Consider the following 21,793-nt stretch of genomic DNA (forward strand, 5'->3'; position numbering starts at 1 on the left):
ATCCTCCGCTCCCCCGCGCCCGGATCCTTCTGCAAAAACCTTGCGTGAACGAGTACTTGATCTGATATAGTACTTGACATGAACGATGACGCCTTCTCCGCGGACCTCCTGCGCGGGCACACCGACACGATCGTGCTCGGCATGCTGCGCGGCGGCGATCGCTACGGCTTCGAGATCTACAAGACCATCCGGGACGCCACCGGAGGGGACCACGAGATCAAGGAGGCCACCCTGTACGCGACCTACCGCCGTCTGGAGAAGGACGGCCTGGTCGAGTCGTACTGGGGCGACGAGACGCAGGGTGGCCGTCGCAAGTACTACCGGATCACCGACGCGGGCCGCGCGGTGTACCGGCGCAACGTCGCGGCCTGGGTCGCCACCCGCCGCGTGATCGACACGCTTCTGGACGCGAAGGACTGAGCACATGAACACCGACATCCACCGCCTCCTGGACGAGGCCTTCGCCGGGATCGAGATGACGCCGGCCGCACAGGACCTGAAGGAGGAGATCCGCGCGAACCTCGCCGCACAGGTCGACGAGCGGGTCGCCGCAGGCGCCTCACCCGCCGAAGCCGCGCAGAGCGCGATCGCCGAGCTCGGCGACGTGCGAGCCCTGCTCGAGGATGAGCCGTCCACGGGCAGCACGCACGCGCCGGGCTGGGAGGCGCTCACCGCGCGCAACCGGGTGCGACCGAAGCCCGGCTTCGTGGTGCGCACGGTGCTGCTGAGCCTCGTCGCGACCGCAGCCCTCGTCGGATTCCTCCTCGTGGTGCTGCTCGTGCCGCCGTCCGCGCCGCTGGCGGTCGCCGGACTCGGCGCGGTCGTCGCGGTCGCGCTCGGCATCGTCACGGCGGACGCGCTGCTGCAGGAGACCACGACCAATCACCCGCTGCCTGCCGCCCGTGCCGTGGGGTTCGGCCTCGCGACCGGCGGCACCCTGCTCGCACTCGGACTCGGCGGCGCCTTCGCGCTGGCGCTGGATCAGCTCTGGCTCGTGATCCTCGCGGCGATGCTCCTGGTCGGCGCTCTCGCGCTGTTCTCCTACCTCGGCGCGACGCAGACGAATCGGCACAAGGCCTGGACCCGCAGCGCCATGACGCAGATGCCGCCGAACCGCTTCGAGACGGATCCGGAGTCCGCCGCCCGCTTCGGGATCTATACGGCGGCGATCTGGTTCCTCACCCTCGCCGTGATCGTCGTGCTCGTCTTCACCGTCGGCTGGTGGTGGGCGCCGGTGGCGTTCGTCGGCGGCCTCGCCGCGATGATGCTGCTCCTGGCACGCATGCTCTACGCACCGCGCAGCGGCGACCGCCGCTGACCGGTCCGGCCGGTCCGGGCTCTTCGCCTCGCTGAGTCCGGATCCGCCCTCCCTCATAACGCAGAGAACCCTCAGAACGGAAGGGATGTTCGTCATGCCCGCACACCAGCGCCTCGACGGCGACGCCATCGTCGCCGAAGACCTCGTCAAGGAGTACCGCGGCCGCGGCCGCCGCCCCRCTGTCCGCGCCCTGGACGGCCTGAGCTTCGCCGTCCCGGTCGGACGCGTCTTCGGACTGCTCGGCCCGAACGGAGCCGGCAAGTCCACCACCACCAAGATCCTCACCACCCTGTCCCGCCCGACCGCGGGCCGAGCTCGCGTGGCCGGGCATGACGTGACCGACGCCGCCGGCGACGTGCGCGCGGCGATCGGCTACGTCTCGCAGGGCACCGGAACGGATCCGAACCTCACCGCGACCGAGAATCTCGAGATCGCCGGGCGCATGCGCGGCCTCGGCGGCTCCGATGCCAAGGCCCGCGCCGCCCGGCTGCTGACCGAGTTCGGGCTCGCCGACGCGACCCGCCGGCCGGTGCGGACGTTCTCGGGCGGCATGCGGCGGCGCCTCGACGTCGCCGCCGCCCTCGTGCACCGTCCGCAGGTGCTCTTCCTCGACGAGCCCACCACGGGCCTGGACCCCGAGGCGAGAGCCGCCATGTGGGCCGAGATCCGGCGCCTGGCCGGCGAGGAGGCTCTCACGGTGGTGCTCACCACGCACTACATGGAGGAGGCGGACCGACTCGCCGACGAGCTGCTGCTGGTCAACCGCGGGCGTGCCGTCGCCCAGGGCACACCCGATCAGCTCAAGGCCGCGCTGCACGGCGACGCGGTCCGGGTGACCCTCATCGAACCGGATCCGGTCGCCGTGCGCGCCGCGGTCTCCTCGCTCCCGGGCCTGCGCGACGTGCTCGTCGAAGCGGCCGGGGTCGACGGCCTGCTCGTCGCCCGCACCGATGACGCCGGTTCCGCGGTCGGAGCGGTCATCGCCGCGCTCGACGGCGCAGGGATCCGCTACGGCCAGGTCGCGGCGTCCCACCCCACCCTCGACGACGTATACCTGCACTTCGTCGGCCACACCTTCGGCGACGCCCTGGCGTCCGCCCTCACGGAAGAAGTCGCAGCATGAGCACGATCGCCCTCTCCCCCGTCCCCGCCACGACGACGCGCCCCGCCGGGTGGTTCACCCAGACCGGGCAGGTGCTGCGGCGCTGGTCGATCGTCTCGATCCGCCAGGCCTGGGGCCCCGTGATGAGCCTCATCCAGCCGGTCATCTGGATCCTGTTGTTCGGGCAGGTCTTCCGCACGCTGGGCGCCCTTCCGCAGTTCGGCGGCCACGGCTACATCGACTACCTGGTCCCGGGGATCCTGATGATGACCGTGCTGTACTCGGGCGCCTGGGCCGGCACGGGCTACATCGACGACATCGAATCGGGAGTGATGGACCAGTACCTCACCTCACCCCTGCGGCGCTCATCGATCATCGCGGGGCAGCTTCTGCAGCAGCTCGTCATCAACGTCCTGCAGTCGCTCGTGGTTCTCGGGATCGGCTGGCTCGGCGGCGCACGCTACCCCGGCGGCGCGGGCGGCATGCTCGTGGCGCTCGGCATCGCGACACTGCTGGCGACGATCTTCTGCTGCGCGTCGACGGCGGTCGCGCTCACCGCCCGCAGCCAGATCGCGCTCATCAGCCTGTCCCAGTTGATCGTGCTGCCGGCGACGTTCCTGTCGACGACGATGATGCCCGCCGCCGCCATGCCGGAGTGGGTGCAGAACATGTCGCGGTGGAACCCGATGACCTGGGCCGTCGAACTCGGCCGCGGCGGCCTCACCGGTGCCTACCCCGCCGAAGGCTGGTGGCAGGCCGGGGGCCTCGCCCTGCTGGCGGCACTCGCGTTCGCCTGGGCGCTGCGCGCGATCCGCAGCTACCAGCGCTCGATCTGACCGGCTTCGATCCCGRCCGCAGACACGACGAAGGGGCGGATGCCATCGGCATCCGCCCCTTCGTCAGCAGAACTCAGGAGGCGAGGACCTCGTCGAGCAGCGCTCCGGCCTTCTCCTCGTCGATCTTCTCCGCGAGCGCGAGCTCGGAGGTGAGGATCTGACGGGCCTTGGCGAGCATGCGCTTCTCACCCGCGGAGAGTCCGCGGTCCTGGTCGCGGCGCCACAGGTCGCGGACGACCTCGCTGACCTTGATCACATCGCCCGAGGCGAGTTTCTCGAGGTTCGCCTTGTAACGGCGCGACCAGTTGGTCGGCTCCTCGGTGAACGGGGCGCGCAGCACCTCGAACACCCGGTCGAGCCCCTCTTGGCCGATCACGTCGCGTACGCCGACCAGGTCGACGTTCTCCGCAGGCACCTCGATGATGAGGTCTCCCTGCGTGACGTTCAGCTTCAGGTACTTCTTGGTCTCCCCCTTGATCACACGGTCCTTGACCTCGATGATCGTCGCGGCGCCGTGGTGCGGATAGACCACGGTCTCACCAACCTCAAAAAGCATAAAGTCGTGTCCTTTCGGCAACCTCCAGGATACCACAGCCGGAATGCGATAAGGTTCGCGCCCCCCGCGCCGACAGACCTGTCCCCCGCGCCCGTGAGGCGGGCCCTGCGGCGCGGACCCGTGCCCCTAGAATGGTGCTGGATCATCACGTGAATTTTCTGGAGGACCCGTGAAATCGCGCCTTGCTGCGTCCATCGCCCTCAGCGCCCTCGTGATCGTCGGCGCCACCGGGTGCGCCGGGATCACTCCGCAGGCGACCACCATCGACTACTCGGCCTCCGACGGCGCGAACGTTCCCAAGAAGGGCCCGATCGAGGTCCGCAACGCCTTCGTCGTCGTGGACGAGGCCGGCACGCTCGGCAACCTCGTCGCCGGCCTGGTCAACACCAGCTCCGATGCGCAGACGATCCACATCTCCATCGGCGACGGCCCGAGCCAGAGCGTCCGCATCGCCGGACAGAAGGCGGTCAGTCTCGGYGGCGATGACGCGAAGCCGATGACCTTCGAGGACCTCGACACCAAGGCCGGCGAGACCATCGAGGTCTACTTCCAGTCCGGTGACGCCGAGGGTGTCAAGTACGCGATCCCCGTGCTCGACGGAACGCTCCCCTACTATGCTCCGCTGGTCCCGACCGCGCAGCCGAGCCCGACCTCGACGCCGGTCGCCCCGGCCGTCGAGGTGACCCCGACGCCCAGCGAGACCCCGGTCGGCTGAGCCCCGCCGCACTCGCAGAGAGCCCCCGGAACCCTTGAGGTTCCGGGGGCTCTCGCGTGTGCGAAAGGCGTTCAGCCCTCGAACCGGTACCCGAGCCCGCGCACGGTGACGAGCATCACCGGCTCGGAGGGGTTCTGCTCGATGCGCGAGCGGATCCGCTTGATGTGCACGTCGAGGGTCTTGGTGTCGCCGAAGTAGTCGCTGCCCCAGACCCGGTCGATCAGCTGGCCGCGGGTGAGCACGCGTCCGGAGTTGCGCATGAGCACCTCGAGCAGCTCGAATTCCTTGAGCGGCATGTTGATSACMTCGCCGTCGACSGCGACSGTGTGCCGATCGATGTCGACGGTGACGCGGCCGCCCTCGAGGATGCGCTCGTCGAYGTCYTCCTCGGCCTGCACGACCCGCCGCAGCACGGCGCGCATGCGGGCGAGCAGCTCGCGCGACGAGTACGGCTTGGTGATGTAGTCGTCGGCCCCGAGCTCGAGGCCCACGACGATGTCCACCTCGGAGTCCTTCGCGGTCAGCATGATGATCGGCACCGCGGAGGCGGTGCGGATCTGACGACACACCTCGGTGCCGGGCATGCCGGGCAGCATCAGATCGAGCAGCACGATGTCCGCACCGCTCTCACGGAACAGGGCGAGGGCGGTGGGTCCGTCCTCGGCGATCTCGACCTCGTAGCCCTCCCGACGCAGCAGGTATGCGAGCGGGTCGGCGAGATCGGGCTCGTCTTCGACGAGGAGGATGCGGGTCATACGAGTTCTCCGGTATCGGCGCGGGTCGTTTCCGCGGGGTTCGCAGGCGACGGGGCGAGGCGCGAAGCCTTGCGCTCCTGGCGCTTCTTCTTGTCCTTCTTCGGCTTCTTGTTCTTGCGCGGGGCCATGTCCTCGTCGGCATCGGGGCCCGCGATCTGCGGCAGGCGCATGGTGAACGTGGACCCGCGGCCCGGGCGCGACCACAGCCGCACCTCGCCACCGTGACGCTGAGTCGCGTGCTTCACGATCGACAACCCGAGCCCGGTGCCGCCGGTGCGACGCGAGCGGGCCTCGTCGGCGCGGTAGAACCGCTCGAAGATGCGCTCGCGGTCGGCCTCTTCGATGCCGATGCCCTGATCCGAGACCGAGATCTCGACAACGCCGTCGTCGATGCGCACGCCGACGCCCACGCGGGATCCTCGCGGCGAGTACACGATCGCGTTCGCGATGAGGTTGCCCACCGCCTCGATGAGGATCTGTGCGTCTCCCCGCACCCAGGCGCCGCGGTCACCGCCTCGACTCAGCTCGACGCCCGCCGAGGCCGCCTGCACGGCGTGCCCTTCCACGCTCGTCGCAACGACCTCGTCGATCGCGACGGCACCGAACGTGCCGAACCCGTCGGAGGACTGCAGCCGGGACAGGCTCATGATGCGGCCGGTGAGCTGACCGAGACGCGCAGCCTCGGCCTGGATCCTGGTCGCGAACGCCCGCACCTGCGCGGGGTCGTCGGCAGCCGACTCGATCGCCTCGGCCAGCAGGCTCACCGCACCCACCGGAGTCTTCAATTCATGGCTGGTGTTGGCCACGAAGTCGGTGCGCATCTGCTCCAGGCGCTCCTGCTCGGTGATGTCGCGGATGATGAGCAGGTTCAGACGCGGCCCGATGCGCTTGGCCCTTGCGGCGACGAGGCGCGGGTCCAGCTGGCGCCCGCCGCGCGCGAGGCGCATCGTCGCGGTCTCGGATCCGCCCTCGCGCACCGCTCGCACGAGCTGGCGCAGCTCGGGGTTCTCCAGCGTGGCGCCGACCTCGATGCCGAAGCGCGCAGCCGCCGTGCTCGCGGCCGTGACGAGGCCGGACGGATCGACGGCGCAGGCGGCGTCGTCCATGGCCGCCAGCACATCGGTGAGACCGTCCGGAAGGTCGGTGGACGCCTGCTGCTCCGCCGCAGTCCTCGCCCGCATCGCCGCCACGATCATCGCCGCGATGCCCGCGCCGATCGCGACCCCCAGCCCGAGGGCGAGCAGCGCGAGCAGAGTGCTGTCCATGCCCCCAGCGTAGAGGGCGTTCGCCCTCCTGAACGGCGGGTGAACGCCCTCCGCACGCCCTCACGCGCTAGTGTTCACGAGCACGGCACCAGCCGTTAACCTTCGCCGAAGAGAATCGCCACGTGCGTGTCACGACCGTGACAGGCACCGTCCCGTGCCCGTTCTGCGGGCCGCCGTGCGACTCAGACCATCCGGTGCCCCGGGTCACAGAACGAAAGGTGCGCAGCCATGCGCGAAGTCTTCCACCAGTCCCTCGAGCATCTGCAGTCGCAGCTCGTCGAGATCGCCGACCTCGTGGCCGTGTCGATCGAGAAGGCCACCCGCTCGTTCGCGACCAGCGACGTCGCCCTGGCCGAGGAGGTCATCGCCGACGATGCCCGCATCGACGAGCTCGCCGTCGCCCTCGACGAGCAGGCCATCGAGATCCTCGCACGCCAGCAGCCCGTCGCCCGCGACCTGCGCATCGTCGTGACCGCGCTGCGCGTGAGCGCATCCCTCGAGCGCATGGGCGACATGTCAGAGCACATCGCCCAGCTGGCGCGCCTGCGCTTCCCCGAGCGGGCCATCCCGAAGGGCCTGAAGGGTACCTTCACCCGTATGGGCGAGCTGGACGTCGAGATCGCCCGCACCCTCTCGGAGCTGCTGCGCACGCAGGATCTGCGCTTCGCCGACGCGATCCGCAACGCCGACGACGACGTGGACGAACTGCACGCCAGCGTCTTCGAGAAGGTGCTCAGCGACAACTGGAAGGGCGAGGCGGGCGCGACGGTCGATGCCACCCTGGCCAGCCGCTACCACGAGCGGTTCGCCGACCACGCGGTCGCCGTCGCGAAGAAGGTCGTCTACCTGGCCACCGGCGACTGGGCCGTCGACGAGGAGGACATCGCCCTCGCCGTCGAGGCGCAGGCCGAGGCCGGATCCGGCCACGCCTGACCCCCAACCTTCGGAGATCCGCCCCTGCCGTTCCGGTCGGGGCGGATCTTCTCGTTTCCGGCGGGCTGCGATCAGCAGGTCCCGGCGCACGCCCGAAACGGCGGATCCCGCCCCGAGCCGGTCGGATGACCGGTTCGGAGCGGGATCGGTGTCGGTCCGGGGTTACTTCTTGCCCTGGTTCGCCACGGCTGCGGCGCCGGCCGCAGCGGCCTCGGGGTCCAGGTACCGGCCGGGGCCCGTGGGCACGTTGTTCTCGTCGAGCTCGTAGACGAGCGGAATCCCGGTGGGGATGTTGAGCTCGGCGATGTCGGCGTCGCCGATGCCCTCGAGGTGCTTCACGAGGCCGCGCAGCGAGTTGCCGTGCGCCGTGACGAGCACGGTCTTGCCGGCCTCGAGGTCGGGCACGATGGCCGACTCCCAATAGGGCAGCAGCCGGTCGATGACGAGCTTGAGCGACTCCGTGCGCGGAACGTCGCCGTCGATGCCCGCGTAGCGAGGGTCGTTCACCTGGCTGTACTCGCTCGCGTCATCGAGCGGGGGCGGCGGCACGTCGAAGGAGCGGCGCCACAGCTGGAACTGCTCGGGGCCGAACTCCTCGAGCGTCTGCGCCTTGTCCTTGCCCTGCAGCGCGCCGTAGTGGCGCTCGTTGAGCCGCCATGAGCGGGTCACCGGGATCCACAGCCGGTCCGCGGCGTCGAGCGCGATGTTCGCGGTCTGGATCGCGCGGCTGAGCAGCGAGGTGTGCAGCACGTCAGGCAGGATCCCCGACTCCGCCAGCAGCTCTCCGCCCCGGCGGGCCTCGTTCTTGCCCTGCTCGGTCAAGCGGACGTCCACCCAGCCGGTGAACAGATTGAGTTCGTTCCATTCGCTCTGGCCATGGCGGAGCAGGATGAGGGTGCGCGTCATGTTCTCAGCCTAACGGCGTGCGCCGTGCCGCTCCGAAGTCGGGTCTCCGCATGACGGAGATCGCTTATTCGACGCATAGCAGCCGCAAAGGTCGTGGTTCGACGGGCTCGAGAGAATCCTCCTGTCAGCCACGAGAGGATCCGGACATGAGCACCTTCCCCGACCCGACCCGCACTCCGCACGGTCCCGCGTATGAGGGCCGTCTGCTCGACCGCCCCGACGAGGAGGTCGTCGATCAGGGGGCGCCGTTCGACATCCGCACCCTGATGTCTCGCCGTGTGGTTCTGAGCCTCGTCGGGCTGGGTGCGGGCGGCGCGGTGCTCGCCGCGTGCGCACCGATGGCTTCGAACGCCGCGAGCACTGCCGCCGCGACGGCGATGCCCACCGTCACCAGCACGCCGAGCCCTTCCGCGACRTCGGCGACCACCGCGGTGCCCGCCGCGGAGATCCCCGACGAGACAGCGGGGCCGTATCCCGGCGATGGTTCCAACGGCCCGGACGCCCTGGCCGAGTCGGGCATCGTGCGCCAGGACATCCGCTCCTCGATCGGCRGCGGCACCACCGCAACCGGCGTGCCCTTGACGTTCTCCCTGAACGTCCTCGACGAGGCATCCGGCGACGCGCCGTTCGCGGGAGTCGCCGTCTATGCCTGGCACTGCGACGCCTCCGGCGGATACTCGATGTACTCGTCGGGCATCGAGGACGAGACCTACCTGCGCGGGGTGCAGGTCGCCGACGCGGACGGACGGGTGTCGTTCACGTCGGTCTTCCCCGGCTGCTACTCGGGGCGATGGCCGCACATCCATTTCGAGGTGTATCCGAGCGCCGCCGACGTCACGGACTCCGCGAACGCCATCGCCACCTCGCAGATCGCGCTGCCGCAGTCGGCGTGCGAGGCGGTGTACGCGACGGCAGGCTACGACGGGTCGACGGCGAACCTGGCGCAGACGTCGCTCTCCGCCGACAACGTGTTCGGCGACGACGGCGGTGCCCTGCAGATCGCGGCGATGACCGGCGACAGCGCGAAGGGCTACACAGCGACGCTCACCGTACGCGTCGACACCCGAACGGCTCCGACCGCCGGCTCGATGGGCGGCGGGCCGCGCTGACCGGCACGAGGGGCTACGGACCCGTCGGCAGCGTGTGGACCGTCGGGTTCAGGTCTTTCCGGTACCAGCGGTCGGCGTACGGCCCGGAGTCGAACGCCTCSACCGAGCGGAAGCCGAGACCCTCATACATCGCGCACGCCTCCACGAGATCGGAACGGGTGTCCAGCCGCAGTGCGCGAGCGCCCCGATCACGAGCGACCTCCTCGAGCGCCAGGATCAGCCGGCGTCCGATCCCCTGCCCCCGCGCGGCCGGCATCGTGAAGACCTTGGTGAGCTCGAGGTCGCCCTCCACGAAGCGCGCCCCGGCGCAGGCGACGACGGCATCCCCGTCCCGGGCCAGAAGCAGGATCCCGGTATCGCCCTGGAGGTCGTCGTACGGCTCGTCGGCCAGGGCCGTGTCGCGTTCGCCGTCCGTGGCGGGCCTGCCGTGATAACGCGAGACCACGTCGATCAGATAGGTGCGCACGATCYCGTCCGCSTCCGCCGTYCCSGGGAWCCCGACCTCGATCGTCACCACAGCGACAAGCCTAGGACGACGGGACCGGGCAGGATGGTCACATGGCGTCCTCTCCGCTCGGCAGGCCCACCCGGGGCACCACCGGCACCAACCGGCTGCGGCGCAACGACCGCTGGATCGCCGCCTCACTCGCGTTCCGCCGGGCAGCGGATCCGCTCGTCGTCGACCTGGGCTTCGGCGCCAGTGGCGTCACCGCGTTCGAGCTCGCCACGCGCCTCCTCCGAGTGCGCCCGGACGCCGAGGTGCTCGGGCTCGAACTGGACCCCGAGCGCGTGGCGACGGCGCAGGCCCAGCTCGCTGAGCTCCGCCACGGTGCGGGTCACTTCGCCGCCGACCTGCCGGTGTCGTTCGCACGGGGCGGGTTCGAGGTGCCGCTGCCGTCGGGGCGCAGGCCCGCGGTGATCCGCGCCATGAACGTGCTGCGGCAGTACGACGAGGCCGACGTGCCCGACGCCTGGGCGCGGATGGCGTCGCGCCTTGCACCGGGAGGGCTGCTCGTGGAGGGCACCTGCGACGAGATCGGCCGCATCGCGAGCTTCATCGACGTGGATCAGGACGGCATCCCGCAGCGCTTCACGCTGTCGCTCCGGCTCGCGGATCTGGAACGACCGTCGATCGTCGCCGAGCGCCTGCCCAAGGCGCTCATCCACCACAACGTACCGGGCGAGCGGATACACACCCTGCTCACGGACCTGGACCGCGAGTGGGAACGTGCGGCACCCTTGTCCACGTTCGGGGCGACTCAGCGCTTCCTCGCCGCGGTGTCCGCCCTCCGCGCCGCGGGATACCCGGTCCTCGGCACGCGAGCCCGCTGGCGCCTCGGTGAGCTCACCGTGCCGTGGAACGCGGTCGCTCCGAGCTGAGCCGCGCCCGCCGCGAACTCACATCCGCTCGTATCGCGCGCGTGCGATGCAGAAGACCCCGTACGCGACCAGACCCGCCCCCACGGCGCAGAGCAGCGCGGGGCCGCAAGGCAGAGCGGTGATCCCGCGCAGCGCGGCGTCGAGCCCTGCCGCCTTGTGCGGATCCTCCGTGACCGACGCGATCACGAACAGCACCCCCGTCAACGCCACGGCGACGCCCTTCGCAAGGTAGCCGACCACGCCGAACAGCTCGATCCCCGCCCTTCTCGTTCCGGGTGGCATGCGCAGCTCCTTCGTGAACGAGCGGGTGATGGCGCTCACCACGAACCCGCCGCCGACCGCGACGACCGTGAGACCGATCACCACGAGCAGGATCTCGCCGCCGGGAGCCGAGAGGATCCGGGCGCTCAGCGTCTGCGAGCTCTGGGAGGGATCCGCGCGCCCGCCGGCCGCGTACACGACCGCGATCCCTGCGAGCACGAGGTAGACCGCCGCGATGCCGAGATTCTTGAGCCGCCGTCCCCACTTCGTCGCGTCCTCCGCGGCGCTCGCGAGCATCGCGTCCGCGATCCGCCACACGGCGAGTGCGGCGAGGGCCGTGGCCACGACGACGAGCACCAGGCCGCCGATCGCGCTGTGCCGCAACTGCTCCATCGCCCCGCCCTGGTCGGCCTTCCCGCCGCCGCCGACCCCGATGGAGATCGCGGCCGCGCCGATCAGGATGTGCAGGACGCCGAGCACCACGAATCCGATCCGGGCGACCCGCCGGAGCGCCGACGAACCCTGCGTCATCCGCGCCGCGTCCCTCGCCCGGTCGGACGCGTCCTCACCCGTGCCCATTCCCGCAGAGTAGGTCACGTGATCCCGCGGCGACAGAGGGTTGCGGTGCGCCCGTCGCTGTGCGTCGCGCCCCGGGCTCAGGGCGCCGCCCGTCTCCCCCGCTGCGCTCGGAGCGCTGGGTGACTCTCAGCGGCGCACTCACTCCCCGGGAAATTTCGCGCTGGTGAGCCGCAGCAGCGGACGTGCCTTGACCACGGTCTCGGCGTACTCGTCGTCGGGATCCGACAGCGAGACGATCGCGCCGCCGACGCCGTAGTCGAGCCCCCCGTCGTGCACCACGAGCGTGCGGATGATCACGCTGAGATCCACGGCGCCATCGAAGGAGAAGTACCCGAGGGCGCCGCTGTACAGCCCGCGCGGGCCGCCCTCGAGCCCGTCCAGGATCGCCATGGTGCGCAGCTTCGGCGCGCCCGTCATGGAGCCGGGCGGGAAGGCGGCACGCACGCAGGCGACGGGCGTGTCCGCGAGACGGGAGCGCACCGTCGAGACGAGCTGATGCACGGTGGCGTAGCTCTCCACGCGGAACAGGCCGTCCACGCGCACGGATCCGAGTTCCGCCGTGCGTCCGAGATCGTGGCGGACGAGGTCCACGATCATCAGGTTCTCGGCGCGATCCTTCTCCGACGAAGCCAGTTCGGCGCGGATCCGCTCGTCCTCGTCCGCGTCCGCACCGCGCGGTCGGGTGCCCTTGATCGGACGGGACTCGACCGAGCCGTCCGTCGTGATCCGCAGGAACCGCTCGGGTGAGGTGCTCAGCACGCTCACCCCGCCGATGCGCAGGAACGCGCCGAACGGGGCCGGGTTCTCCGCGCGCAGTGCGAGATAGGCGGGGAGCGCATCGATGCGGACGTCCGCATGCAGCAGGTTGGTCAGACACGCCTCGTAGGTCTCCCCCGCCGAGATCTGCTCCTGCGCCTCGGCGATGAGCCGCAGGTACTCGGTGCGGGAGTGTCGCGCGGCGAGTAGGAGCGGCGCGGCAGACGGATCCGGATCCGGTCCGGTGACGTCGTCATCCCTGGCGGACGATGCCGTCTCGATCTCCGCGATCCGCTCCGCCGTCCGGGTGAGCCAGGCCTCGTCGTCGAGGGCGAGCAGGTGGATCAGCCCCTCGCGGTGATCCACGACGACGGCACGATCGAGTCGGACCATGGCGGCGTCGGGCGTCGCAGCACGATGCCGGTGCGGGGATCCGCATTCGGCGCGCAGCTCGTAGCCGAGCGCACCGACCCAGCCCAGGGCGAACGGCAGATCGGCTCCCGCCGTGACGGTGCCCCCGAGCTCGGCGTCGAGCCAGTCGAAGAAGCCCGAGCGGATCGCGTTCTCGGTCTCGCCGTCGCGCACGGTCACGATGCCTGCGTGCACGTCGGCGAGCACCGTCGGCAGGTCGTCCCCGCCGCCCAGGATGGAGTACCGGGCGCGGTCGTCGCCGTCGCGGCCGCCGTCGAGCCAGACCGCCTGCGCCGCGTCGCCGAAGAGCCCGGTGAAGAGCGCCGCCGTGCCTATGCGCAAGGGCAGGGTGCGACGGAGCACGGGTCGGGGCGCAGGACGCACCTGCTCCGTGGCGATCGGGCGCTCGCGCTCCGTCCCGTGCAGTCGTTCCTGCTCCCTCTCGTGCGGGCGGGCCGCCACATCGGCGAGAGCGGTCGCACCGGTGTCGCCCCGCACCGCATCCGCCCCGGGCGCGGGCAGCCGTTCCGCGAGAGTCGCCCGTGCGAACGCGACGAAGTTCGCCACCATGCGGGTGCCGTCGTGCGTGCCGATCGACTCGGGGTGGAACTGGACGCCCCACAGCGGCAGCTCGCGATGCCGCACGCCCATGACCACGCCGTCGTCGTCCGCGCGAGCGGTGACCACGAGCTCGTCGGGCACCTCGTCGATCATGAGCGAGTGGTAGCGCACCACTTCGACCGGCGACGGGAGCCCGTGGAAGGGTCCCGTGCCGTCGTGCGCGACCGGCGAGGGCCGCCCGTGCCGCGGTTCCGGCGCGCGTCGCACCCTGGCGCCGAAGGCGTGTCCGATGCCCTGATGCCCGAGGCAGACGCCGAGCAGCGGGATGCGCCGCTCGGCCGCGATCCGGATCGCGTCGGCGCAGATCCCGAAGTCCTCCGGCACCCGAGGATCCCCCGGCCCGGGCGAGAGCACGATGGCGTCGTACTGATCGAGGACGGACGGTTCCCAGTCGGCCCAGTCGTTGTGCACGACGACCGGGGCCTGCCCCGCGACCGCCGCGATCTGGTGCACGAGGTTGTACGTGAAGGAGTCGTAGTTGTCGATCAGCAGGATGCGCAAGGGCCCAGGCGCGCCGCGCTCCCCGCTCGGAGCAGCGCCGTCCTCCGTGCTCTCCGACTCCGCGCCCACCGGAGGCACCGGATCAGGGCGCGTCGCGCGGATCCGGCGCGGACGGGCGGCGCGACAGTCGCGTCAGCCGGGGTACGTCGGCCGTCGCACCGGCATCGGCGGGGACGATGATCTCCTGCGCGGCAGCGATGTCACCGTCCGGCGTGCGGACCACGAGATCGCCCACCGGTGCGCGGCGCGAGAGGATCGCCAGGGCGATCGGCCCGAGTTCGTGGTGCCGCGCAGCAGAGGTGATGTGCCCGACCTCATCCTCGCCGGAGCCGTCGGCACCGCGTGCCAGGACGGGAGCACCCGCGGCGGGCAGAAGGCTCTCGCTGCCGTCCAGGTGCAGGGCCGCGATCCTCCGCGGCGGGTGACCGAGGTTGTGCACCTTCGCCACGGTCTCCTGACCCCGGTAGCAGCCCTTGTTCAGATGCACGGCGCTGCGGATCCAGTCGGTCTCGTGCGGGAGGGAGCGCTCGTCGACCTCGGCGGCCCAGCGGGGACGCCAGGCGGCGATGCGCAGGGCCTCCGCGGCGAGCGCACCGGCCCAGACGACCTCCGCGTCCGCGGCGAGCGCGCCGGCACCGGACTCATCGATCACCGCAGTGCGCCAGAGATAGCCGGAGCCGGGGTGCTCGCCGACGTGGTACTGGTGTCCGCCGGGCTGCACAGTCGGCCACGGATCGGTCCAGACCACGGCGGCACCGTGCGGGGCGATCGCAACGCGCTCGGCGCGCTGCTGGGCCCCGGAGCCGGCGAAGAACCCGACGACGAGCAGATCCGGACGCACGGCGACCTTCACGTCGGCGCGGAACACCATGCGCTGCAGCCAGGTGGCGAGAGCGTCGGCGTCGGCGGCATCGGCGATGAGCCACGTCGCGGAGCCGTCATCGAAGACCGCGGCCACATGCTCGACCCGTCCCTGCGGATCCAGCACGAGCAGCTCGGTGCTCTCCCCCGCCCGAAGACGCGCGACCGACTGCGAAGTGATCGAGTCGAGCCAGGTGAGCCGTTCGGATCCGGTCAGCTCGATGACAGTCCGATCGCCGAGCGGTGCGAGCGCGTCACCGCGCTCCAGCGCGCGCTGCTCGCGGATCGGATCTCCGAAGTGCTGCGCGATATCGCCGTCCGCGATCACGCCGGGCAGAGAGGGGAAGCCTGCCACGATCAGACCTTCGCAAGACGGGCGGATGCGTGCGAGCGCAGCCCGGCGCCGAGCGCGGCGATGTCCCACGCCCACAGCAGGTGACCGTCGACCAGGCCGTACATGCGCGAGGCGGCGCCGTACTCCTTCGCGCCTTCGGCGCGCACGATCGCGTCGGTGGCGATGTCGATGCGGGGACCGTCGATGCGGCCGAGGTACAGCTCGAGCATGCCGTCCGAGTGCACGATGGACGCCTCGATCGCGAAGCCGCCCTCCGGCAGGCGCAGCGCCTCGACGTCATCCACCGTGCGCTGCGCGGTGCGCACCTCGCGGGGCGGCAGCAGCGCAGGACCCGGGTCGTGCGCGTCGGCCGGCCGCGTCAGGCGCCAGTATCCCGACTCGGCCACGAGCGCCACCGGTTCGCCGTCCTCCGGCGTGAAGGTCGCGGTAGCCGCGTAGTTCAGGAATGGTCCGCCGTCGTGGCTGAAGCTCATGCGATGTGCGAACTCGCCGCGGTAGCGGTGTGCGTCGTCGTCGCCGTCAGGTCCGGGGACTTCGTAGTCGATGACGCCGGTGCCTTCCCATACTCCGAGCAGCCACGAGAGCGGCACGATGTCGGCGGGCAGGTCGGAGGGGAGATCGAGCACGAGCAGCCTTCTCTCAGGAGATGTCGCGGGGCGGGCGCTGATCAGCGCTGGCCGCGGAACAGGTTGACCAGGACGGCCCCTGCGCAGAAGGCGATCGCGAGACCCGCGAGGACCAGGAGGCCGACGAAGAAGAGTTCGAGCGCGACGATGTCCATGCCTCTACTCTATGCCGTCCGCGGCCCCCGCAGCGCCGGGCGGCGCCGACACGGCACGCTGTCAGCTGCCGAACAGAGCGGCGATGCCGAAGCCCGCCGACACGATCCCCATCACGAGCAGCGCACCGAGACTCCCGGCCGAGACGCGAAGGATGAATCCCCGCGTCTCMCCGCGGAASAGCTGCACGGCGAASGACAGCAGCACGCAGACGCCGAACCCGATCACGTACCAGGTCATCAGCAGAGCGTCGGGCGCGAGCAGCCCGATCAGGATCGCGCCCGCGGCGGCCGCGGCCCAGGTGACGACGAGCCCGACGAAGGGGCTGCGCGGAGCGAGGACGGGATCGGCCATGGGCCCATTGTCACCTATCCCGGCGATGCTCGCAGTCCTGAGTAAGGTGTCACCAGGAAAGGATCTGCGTGGCGCAACTGCTGGTGCTGACATCGTCTCCCGCTGCGGGGCCGGTTCTGCCCGCCCTCGAGCTGCTCGGCCATCGTGTCCGGGTGATCCCGGCGCAGCCCGCCGAGCTGGTGACCGCGCCCGATGCCGACGCCGTGATCGTGGACGCGCGCACCGACCTGGTCGCCGCGAAATCCCTGTGCACGCTGATCCGCACCACGGGTCTGCGCGGGCCGTTGCTGCTGGTGGTGACGGAGGGCGGGATGACCGCCGTGAACGGCGAATGGCGCATCGACGACGTGCTGCTCACCGGTGCGGGCCCGGCCGAGATCGACGCCCGCATCCGTCTCGCCCTGTCCCGGGAGGCACCGGCGACGGAGCCCGTCAAGGTGCAGACCTCGGGCCTGACGATCGACGAGCAGTCCTATTCCGCCAAGCTCCGCGGCACCCCGCTGGATCTCACATACAAGGAGTTCCAGCTGCTGCACTTCCTCGCCACGCACCCCTCGCGGGTGTTCACGCGCGAGCAGCTGCTCAGCGAGGTATGGGGCTACGACTACTTCGGCGGCACCCGCACGGTCGACGTGCACGTGCGGCGGCTGCGCGCCAAGCTCGGCGACCAGGAGCACATCATCGGCACCGTGCGCAACGTCGGCTATCGCTTCAACGTCGATGAGGACGAGACCCGCCCCGTCTCCCCCGGCACCCGCTGAGCAGGTCCCCGCCCAGGCCGGATCCGCCCGCGGGAGCGGATGACGAATTCGGATCCCGATCCTGTTCACCTGCAGGCAACGTCCTCCTGCAATGATGGGGCGCATGATCGATCCCGCACTGGCAGACTCCGGACTCGGCGACGCCGAGGATGACGACTTCGACGAACTCGTCGCGCCGGACGACTCACTCCTCCCGGAGGACCGGTACCTCGACCGCGAGCTGAGCTGGCTCGCATTCAACCAGCGCGTGCTCGAGCTCGCCGAGGACGAGACCCTGCCTGTGCTCGAGCGAGCCAACTTCCTCGCGATCTTCGCGAGCAACCTGGACGAGTTCTTCATGGTGCGCGTCGCCGGCCTCAAGCGCCGCATCGTCACCGGCCTCGCCGTGCCCACCAACGTCGGCCGCGCCCCCGCCGACGTGCTGGCCGACATCTCGGCCGAAGCGCACAAGCTGCAGCTGCGCCATGCCGTCGCGTGGACCGGGCTGGTCCGCCCCGCACTAGCCGCCGAAGGCATCACCATCGTGGACTGGGACGACCTCGACGGCGAGGCCAAGGCCGAGCTGACGGACTACTTCCAGGCCAACGTCTTCCCCGTGCTGATGCCGCTCGCGGTGGACCCCGCACACCCGTTCCCGTACATCTCGGGCCTCTCACTCAATCTCGCGATCCGGATCCGCAACGCTCGCACCGGCCGGCAGGAGTTCGCGCGTCTGAAGGTGCCGCCCATGCTGCCGCRCTTCGTCGAGGTTCCCTCCGAGAACGGCCCGATGCGCTTCATCCGGCTCGAGGAGCTCATCGCCAACCACCTCGACGATCTCTTCCCCGGGATGGAGGTGCTCGACCACCACGCGTTCCGGCTCACCCGCAATGAGGACGTGGAGATCGAGGAGGACGAGTCGGAGAACCTCATCCAGGCCCTCGAGGCCGAGCTGCTGCGCCGGCGCTTCGGTCCGCCGATCCGCCTCGAGATCACCGACGACATGGACGATGTGACGCTCGACCTGCTGCTGAGCGAGCTCGACATCACCGACCAGGGGGTCTATCGCCTCCCCGGGCCGCTCGACCTGCGCGGTCTGTTCGGGCTCGGCCGGATCGACCGCCCCGACCTGCGATACACGCCGCACGTTCCCACGACCGCGCTGGCGTTCAAGCCGGGCGCGAACGAGCGCATCGACATCTTCAAGGCGATCCGCAAGGCCGATGTGCTCGTGCACCACCCCTACGAGTCCTTCACGACGAGCGTCGTGGCGTTCCTCGAGCAGGCCGCCCGCGATCCGCACGTGCTCGCCATCAAGCAGACGCTGTACCGCACCTCGGGCGACAGCCCGATCGTGCAGGCCCTGATCGATGCCGCCGAGTCCGGCAAGCAGGTGCTCGCCCTCGTCGAGGTCAAGGCCCGCTTCGACGAGGCGAACAACATCGTCTGGGCGCGCAAGCTCGAGAAGGCCGGAGTGCACGTCGTGTACGGCCTGGTGGGCCTGAAGACGCACTGCAAGCTCGTCAACGTCATCCGCGAGGAGGACGGCGTGCTGCGCAGCTACAGCCACATCGGCACGGGCAACTACAACCCGAAGACCAGCCGGATCTACGAGGACTTCGGCCTGTTCACCGCCGATCCGCAGGTCGGCAAGGACCTCACCCGGCTGTTCAACGAGCTCAGYGGSTATGCSATCGAGAAGAAGTTCAAGCGCCTGCTCGTCGCGCCCCTGCACCTGCGCAAGGGCCTGCTGCGGCAGATCGAGAAGGAGCGCCAGAACGCCCTCGACGGCAGGCCGGCGCACATCCGCATCAAGGTGAACTCGATGGTGGACGAGCAGATCATCGACGCCCTCTACCGTGCGAGCGCCGACGGCGTGCCCGTGGACGTGTGGGTGCGCGGGATCTGCAGCCTGCGCACGGATCTGCCCGGCATCACCGACAACATCACCGTGCGCTCCATCCTCGGGCGCTACCTCGAGCACTCGCGCATCTTCGCGTTCCACAACGACGGCGATCCGCAGGTCTTCATCGGCAGYGCCGACATGATGCACCGCAACCTCGACCGYCGGGTGGAGGCGCTGGTRCGGGTCACCGACCCCGCGCACATCGAGGAACTGGTCGGGTTCTTCGACCTCGCGCTCTCGCCCGAGACGTCGTCGTGGCACCTGGGCGCCGAAGGCGAATGGACCCGGCGCGCCTTCTCCGAGGTTGGCGCACCGCTCATCGACCTGCAGGATAGGACCATGTCGCAGATCCAGAAGCGTCGTAGAGCACGGGCGGTGCGATGACCCCCAGCCCCACCGGCCCCTCGACCGCGACCGCGGACACCACCGGCATCACGATCGTCGCCGAGCGCCCCGATCGTGCCGTGTACGCGGCCGGCGGCCTGGTGTGGCGCGTCGTGGAGGACAAGCTGCGGATCCTGCTGATCCACCGCACCAAGTACCGCGATGTGACGCTGCCCAAGGGCAAGGTGGATCCGGGCGAGATGCTCGCGGAGACAGCTGTGCGCGAGATCTTCGAGGAGACCGGGATCCGGGTCGCCCTGGGGGCTCCGGTGGGCGTGTCCCGGTACACGATGGCCAACCGCAAGCAGAAGGTCGTGCACTACTGGGCCGCGGAGGCGACGGAAGAGGCCGTCCGGGCATCGGTGTTCGTGCCGAACCGCGAGATCGCCGCCCTCGAGTGGGTGAGCGTCAAGAAAGCGCGCGCCCGGCTCAGCTACCCCGTCGACGTCGAGATCCTCGACGCGTTCGCCAAGCTCGTCGACGACGGCGCTCTCCGCACCTTCCCGCTCATCGTGCTCCGGCACGCGAAAGCGGCGAGCCGCAGCGTGTGGCTGGGATCCGACGCCTCCCGGCCGCTGACTCCGCGAGGCCATGCGCAATCGAAGGCGATCGTGGGCCCGCTGCGCGCGTTCGGCGTGCAGAAGATCGTGTCCAGCGACGCGCGGCGCTGCGTCGAGACCGTCAAGCCTCTGGCGAAGTCGCTCGAGCTCAAGGTCACCAAGACGCCGCTGCTCAGCCAGGACGCCTGGGACGAGGGCGAATCGGACCCGCGCACGGTGGTGGGCAAGCGCGTCCGCGCCGGCAAGCCCACCGTGCTCTGCAGCCACGGCCCCGTGCTGCCCGACATCCTCCGGGAGATCGCGCTGGCCACGGGCACCATGCACGGCTCCTATCTCGGCAGCGCCTCGGCACTCGAAGTCGGCGCGTTCAGCGTCGTGCATCTGAGCGCCACCAACCCCGGATCCGGCATCATCTCGATCGAGACGCACCTGCCGAAGATCTGAACGGGCGCCGACCGCCGTTCACCCCCCGTTTACCTTCGATCTTTGATCGCGTAACAGACGCCGCCTATCGTCTGGCGTGGCCCTGCACCGGGCACACTCGACACAGCGAAGGACTTACACCGTGAAGCTCAACCGCATCACCACGATCGGCGCGGCCGGCGCGCTCGCCGCGATCGCACTGGCGGGTTGTTCCGCAACGCCCAGCAGCACGAGCAGCGACTCCCCCTCTGCAGCGCCGACCTCGAGCGCGATCACCTCGAAGATCGACGCCTCGCTGACCGGTACCCTCACCGCGGGTGGCTCCAGCGCTCAGGCGAACGCGCAGGCCGCATGGACCGCCGCCTACAACGCCCAGGTCAAGGGCGTCACCATCAACTACGACAAGTCGCAGGGCTCGGGCGGTGGCGTCACCAACTTCCTCAGCGGCGCCTACGACTTCGCCGGATCCGACTCCCCGCTGAACGCGGACCAGACCACGCAGTCGCAGGCGCTGTGCACCGAGGGCGGCATCAACATCCCCGTCTACCTCGACGGCGTCGCCATCGCGTTCAACATCCCGGGTGTGACCGACCTCAAGCTCAGCGGCGAGACGATCGCGAAGATCTTCGCCCTGCAGATCACCGACTGGTCCGACGCGGCCATCACCAAGGACAACGGCAAGGCGCTCCCCGCCGGCAAGATCACCACGGTGGCGCGCTCGGACGGCTCCGGCACGACGGCGAACTTCACCAACTACCTCGCCGCCACGCAGAAGAGCGTCTGGACCTTCCCCGCGGGCAAGGACTGGCCGGTCGAGGGCGACGTCTCCAAGCAGAAGGGCGGATCGGGCGTCGTGCAGGCCGTCGAGGCCGGCACCGGCACGATCGGCTACGCGGACCACTCCGCGATCGGCAAGCTCCCCAGCGTCTCGATCCTGCAGGACGGCAAGGCTGTTCCGTTCAGCGCCGAGGCCGTCTCGAAGACCTTCGAGGTCGCCGCGGTCGACGCCTCCAACGGCGTCAAGGGCGACCTGTCGAAGAAGTTCGACTACTCGAAGCTGACCGCGGAGACCTACCCGATCCCGCTGGTCTCCTACGCCATCGCGTGCACGACCTTCAAGACGCCGGCGCAGGCCGCGCTCGTGAAGAGCTACATCGGCTTCGTCAGCAGCACGCTCGGCCAGCAGGTCGCCGCGAAGAACGCGGGTGCGGCACCGCTCCCGGACTCCGTCCTCAAGGCGGCTCAGGAGTCGCTCGCGACCATCAAGTAACCTTCAGGCCGGTCCGGGTCGGCTCTTCGGAGCCGACCCGGGCTGGGCTGGGCAGCCGACTCGCTCGGAGGCCCTGCCGAGTTCCCGTGCTGGCCCGATCCCCTCTCCTGCCACTGGCCGGAGCACAAAGAAAGACGCGACACATGCGAGATCAAGA

At 70.2% G+C, this 21,793-nt stretch carries 22 protein-coding genes; 12 read left to right on the forward strand and 10 right to left on the reverse strand.

The window, feature by feature from the left end:
• Positions 1–78: 78 nt before the first annotated feature.
• The 4 genes from AC1DMN_RS12330 to AC1DMN_RS12345 all read left to right on the forward strand — a co-directional run bounded on the left by AC1DMN_RS12330 (position 79) and on the right by AC1DMN_RS12345 (position 3,256).
• Positions 79–420 carry a PadR family transcriptional regulator gene (locus tag AC1DMN_RS12330; protein ID WP_045273464.1) on the forward strand — a complete coding sequence of 114 codons (342 nt, stop codon included), beginning with the start codon at positions 79–81 and terminating at the stop codon, positions 418–420.
• Positions 421–424: 4 nt separating this feature from the next.
• Entirely contained in the window at positions 425–1,318 is an 894-nt protein-coding gene (locus AC1DMN_RS12335; RefSeq protein WP_477229539.1) for a permease prefix domain 1-containing protein, read from the forward strand.
• A gap of 94 nt (positions 1,319–1,412) precedes the next feature.
• Positions 1,413–2,441, forward strand: a complete 1,029-nt coding sequence (locus tag AC1DMN_RS12340) for an ABC transporter ATP-binding protein (RefSeq protein WP_477384323.1) — start codon at positions 1,413–1,415, stop codon at positions 2,439–2,441.
• A complete protein-coding gene (locus AC1DMN_RS12345) occupies positions 2,438–3,256 on the forward strand; it encodes an ABC transporter permease (protein ID WP_477229541.1) in 819 nt (272 codons plus the stop codon). Before AC1DMN_RS12340 ends, AC1DMN_RS12345 begins: the two co-directional genes overlap by 4 nt.
• A 73-nt stretch (positions 3,257–3,329) precedes the next feature.
• Here the strand turns inward: AC1DMN_RS12345 and AC1DMN_RS12350 are convergent, their stop codons facing one another.
• Positions 3,330–3,812, reverse strand: coding sequence for a CarD family transcriptional regulator (locus AC1DMN_RS12350; protein WP_233311486.1), 483 nt, complete (start codon positions 3,810–3,812; stop codon positions 3,330–3,332).
• 169 nt (positions 3,813–3,981) lie between these two features.
• On the opposite strand from AC1DMN_RS12350, the gene AC1DMN_RS12355 reads away from it, so the two are divergent.
• Positions 3,982–4,527, forward strand: coding sequence for a DNA modification methylase (locus AC1DMN_RS12355; protein WP_440733757.1), 546 nt, complete (start codon positions 3,982–3,984; stop codon positions 4,525–4,527).
• Positions 4,528–4,598: 71 nt separating this feature from the next.
• Here the strand turns inward: AC1DMN_RS12355 and AC1DMN_RS12360 are convergent, their stop codons facing one another.
• On the reverse strand, positions 4,599–5,282 hold the full coding sequence (locus AC1DMN_RS12360; protein ID WP_477384325.1) for a response regulator: 684 nt from the start codon (positions 5,280–5,282) through the stop codon (positions 4,599–4,601).
• Positions 5,279–6,547: a sensor histidine kinase gene (locus tag AC1DMN_RS12365; protein WP_441977652.1), complete on the reverse strand. Its 1,269-nt coding sequence runs from the start codon at positions 6,545–6,547 to the stop codon at positions 5,279–5,281. Before AC1DMN_RS12365 ends, AC1DMN_RS12360 begins: the two co-directional genes overlap by 4 nt.
• A 228-nt stretch (positions 6,548–6,775) precedes the next feature.
• On the opposite strand from AC1DMN_RS12365, the gene phoU reads away from it, so the two are divergent.
• Entirely contained in the window at positions 6,776–7,480 is a 705-nt protein-coding gene (gene phoU, locus AC1DMN_RS12370) for a phosphate signaling complex protein PhoU (RefSeq protein WP_440733760.1), read from the forward strand.
• A 162-nt stretch (positions 7,481–7,642) separates the two neighbouring features.
• On the opposite strand, the gene AC1DMN_RS12375 is transcribed toward phoU, so the two are convergent.
• Positions 7,643–8,386 (reverse strand): phosphoglyceromutase, encoded by a 744-nt coding sequence (locus tag AC1DMN_RS12375; RefSeq protein WP_440733761.1) that lies wholly within the window; start codon positions 8,384–8,386, stop codon positions 7,643–7,645.
• Between the two features lie 146 nt (positions 8,387–8,532).
• On the opposite strand from AC1DMN_RS12375, the gene AC1DMN_RS12380 reads away from it, so the two are divergent.
• Positions 8,533–9,495 carry an intradiol ring-cleavage dioxygenase gene (locus AC1DMN_RS12380; protein ID WP_477384327.1) on the forward strand — a complete coding sequence of 321 codons (963 nt, stop codon included), beginning with the start codon at positions 8,533–8,535 and terminating at the stop codon, positions 9,493–9,495.
• A gap of 13 nt (positions 9,496–9,508) precedes the next feature.
• Here AC1DMN_RS12380 and AC1DMN_RS12385 read toward each other — a convergent pair whose 3' ends face one another.
• Positions 9,509–9,961: a GNAT family N-acetyltransferase gene (locus AC1DMN_RS12385; protein WP_477384329.1), complete on the reverse strand. Its 453-nt coding sequence runs from the start codon at positions 9,959–9,961 to the stop codon at positions 9,509–9,511.
• A gap of 92 nt (positions 9,962–10,053) precedes the next feature.
• Between AC1DMN_RS12385 and AC1DMN_RS12390 the strand changes: the two genes are divergently transcribed.
• Positions 10,054–10,875, forward strand: coding sequence for a class I SAM-dependent methyltransferase (locus tag AC1DMN_RS12390; protein ID WP_440733764.1), 822 nt, complete (start codon positions 10,054–10,056; stop codon positions 10,873–10,875).
• Between the two features lie 18 nt (positions 10,876–10,893).
• Here the strand turns inward: AC1DMN_RS12390 and AC1DMN_RS12395 are convergent, their stop codons facing one another.
• The 5 genes from AC1DMN_RS12395 to AC1DMN_RS12415 form a co-directional block, all read right to left on the reverse strand.
• The gene (locus tag AC1DMN_RS12395; protein WP_477229543.1) at positions 10,894–11,715 is read right to left on the reverse strand and encodes a DUF1206 domain-containing protein; all 822 of its coding nucleotides are present in this window, start codon (positions 11,713–11,715) and stop codon (positions 10,894–10,896) included.
• 138 nt (positions 11,716–11,853) lie between these two features.
• Entirely contained in the window at positions 11,854–14,004 is a 2,151-nt protein-coding gene (gene pabB, locus AC1DMN_RS12400; protein ID WP_477229544.1) for an aminodeoxychorismate synthase component I, read from the reverse strand.
• A gap of 82 nt (positions 14,005–14,086) precedes the next feature.
• Complete coding sequence (ygfZ, locus tag AC1DMN_RS12405) at positions 14,087–15,220, reverse strand: CAF17-like 4Fe-4S cluster assembly/insertion protein YgfZ (RefSeq protein ID WP_440733767.1); 1,134 nt, start codon at positions 15,218–15,220, stop codon at positions 14,087–14,089.
• A gap of 2 nt (positions 15,221–15,222) precedes the next feature.
• The gene (locus AC1DMN_RS12410) at positions 15,223–15,846 is read right to left on the reverse strand and encodes a nitrobindin family protein (protein WP_441977658.1); all 624 of its coding nucleotides are present in this window, start codon (positions 15,844–15,846) and stop codon (positions 15,223–15,225) included.
• A 216-nt stretch (positions 15,847–16,062) separates the two neighbouring features.
• Positions 16,063–16,353 (reverse strand): hypothetical protein, encoded by a 291-nt coding sequence (locus tag AC1DMN_RS12415; protein ID WP_441977659.1) that lies wholly within the window; start codon positions 16,351–16,353, stop codon positions 16,063–16,065.
• 68 nt (positions 16,354–16,421) lie between these two features.
• Here AC1DMN_RS12415 and AC1DMN_RS12420 point away from each other — a divergent pair, with 68 nt between their 5' ends.
• The 4 genes from AC1DMN_RS12420 to AC1DMN_RS12435 all read left to right on the forward strand — a co-directional run bounded on the left by AC1DMN_RS12420 (position 16,422) and on the right by AC1DMN_RS12435 (position 21,636).
• Positions 16,422–17,114: a winged helix-turn-helix transcriptional regulator gene (locus AC1DMN_RS12420; protein ID WP_440733770.1), complete on the forward strand. Its 693-nt coding sequence runs from the start codon at positions 16,422–16,424 to the stop codon at positions 17,112–17,114.
• A 103-nt stretch (positions 17,115–17,217) separates the two neighbouring features.
• A complete protein-coding gene (locus AC1DMN_RS12425) occupies positions 17,218–19,383 on the forward strand; it encodes an RNA degradosome polyphosphate kinase (RefSeq protein ID WP_477384331.1) in 2,166 nt (721 codons plus the stop codon).
• Complete coding sequence (locus tag AC1DMN_RS12430) at positions 19,380–20,387, forward strand: NUDIX hydrolase (RefSeq protein WP_440733772.1); 1,008 nt, start codon at positions 19,380–19,382, stop codon at positions 20,385–20,387. Before AC1DMN_RS12425 ends, AC1DMN_RS12430 begins: the two co-directional genes overlap by 4 nt.
• A gap of 121 nt (positions 20,388–20,508) precedes the next feature.
• Positions 20,509–21,636 (forward strand): phosphate ABC transporter substrate-binding protein PstS, encoded by a 1,128-nt coding sequence (locus AC1DMN_RS12435; RefSeq protein WP_440733773.1) that lies wholly within the window; start codon positions 20,509–20,511, stop codon positions 21,634–21,636.
• Positions 21,637–21,793 lie beyond the last annotated feature (157 nt).

It is taken from the genome of Microbacterium sp. 01T413_2 (assembly GCF_056398985.1).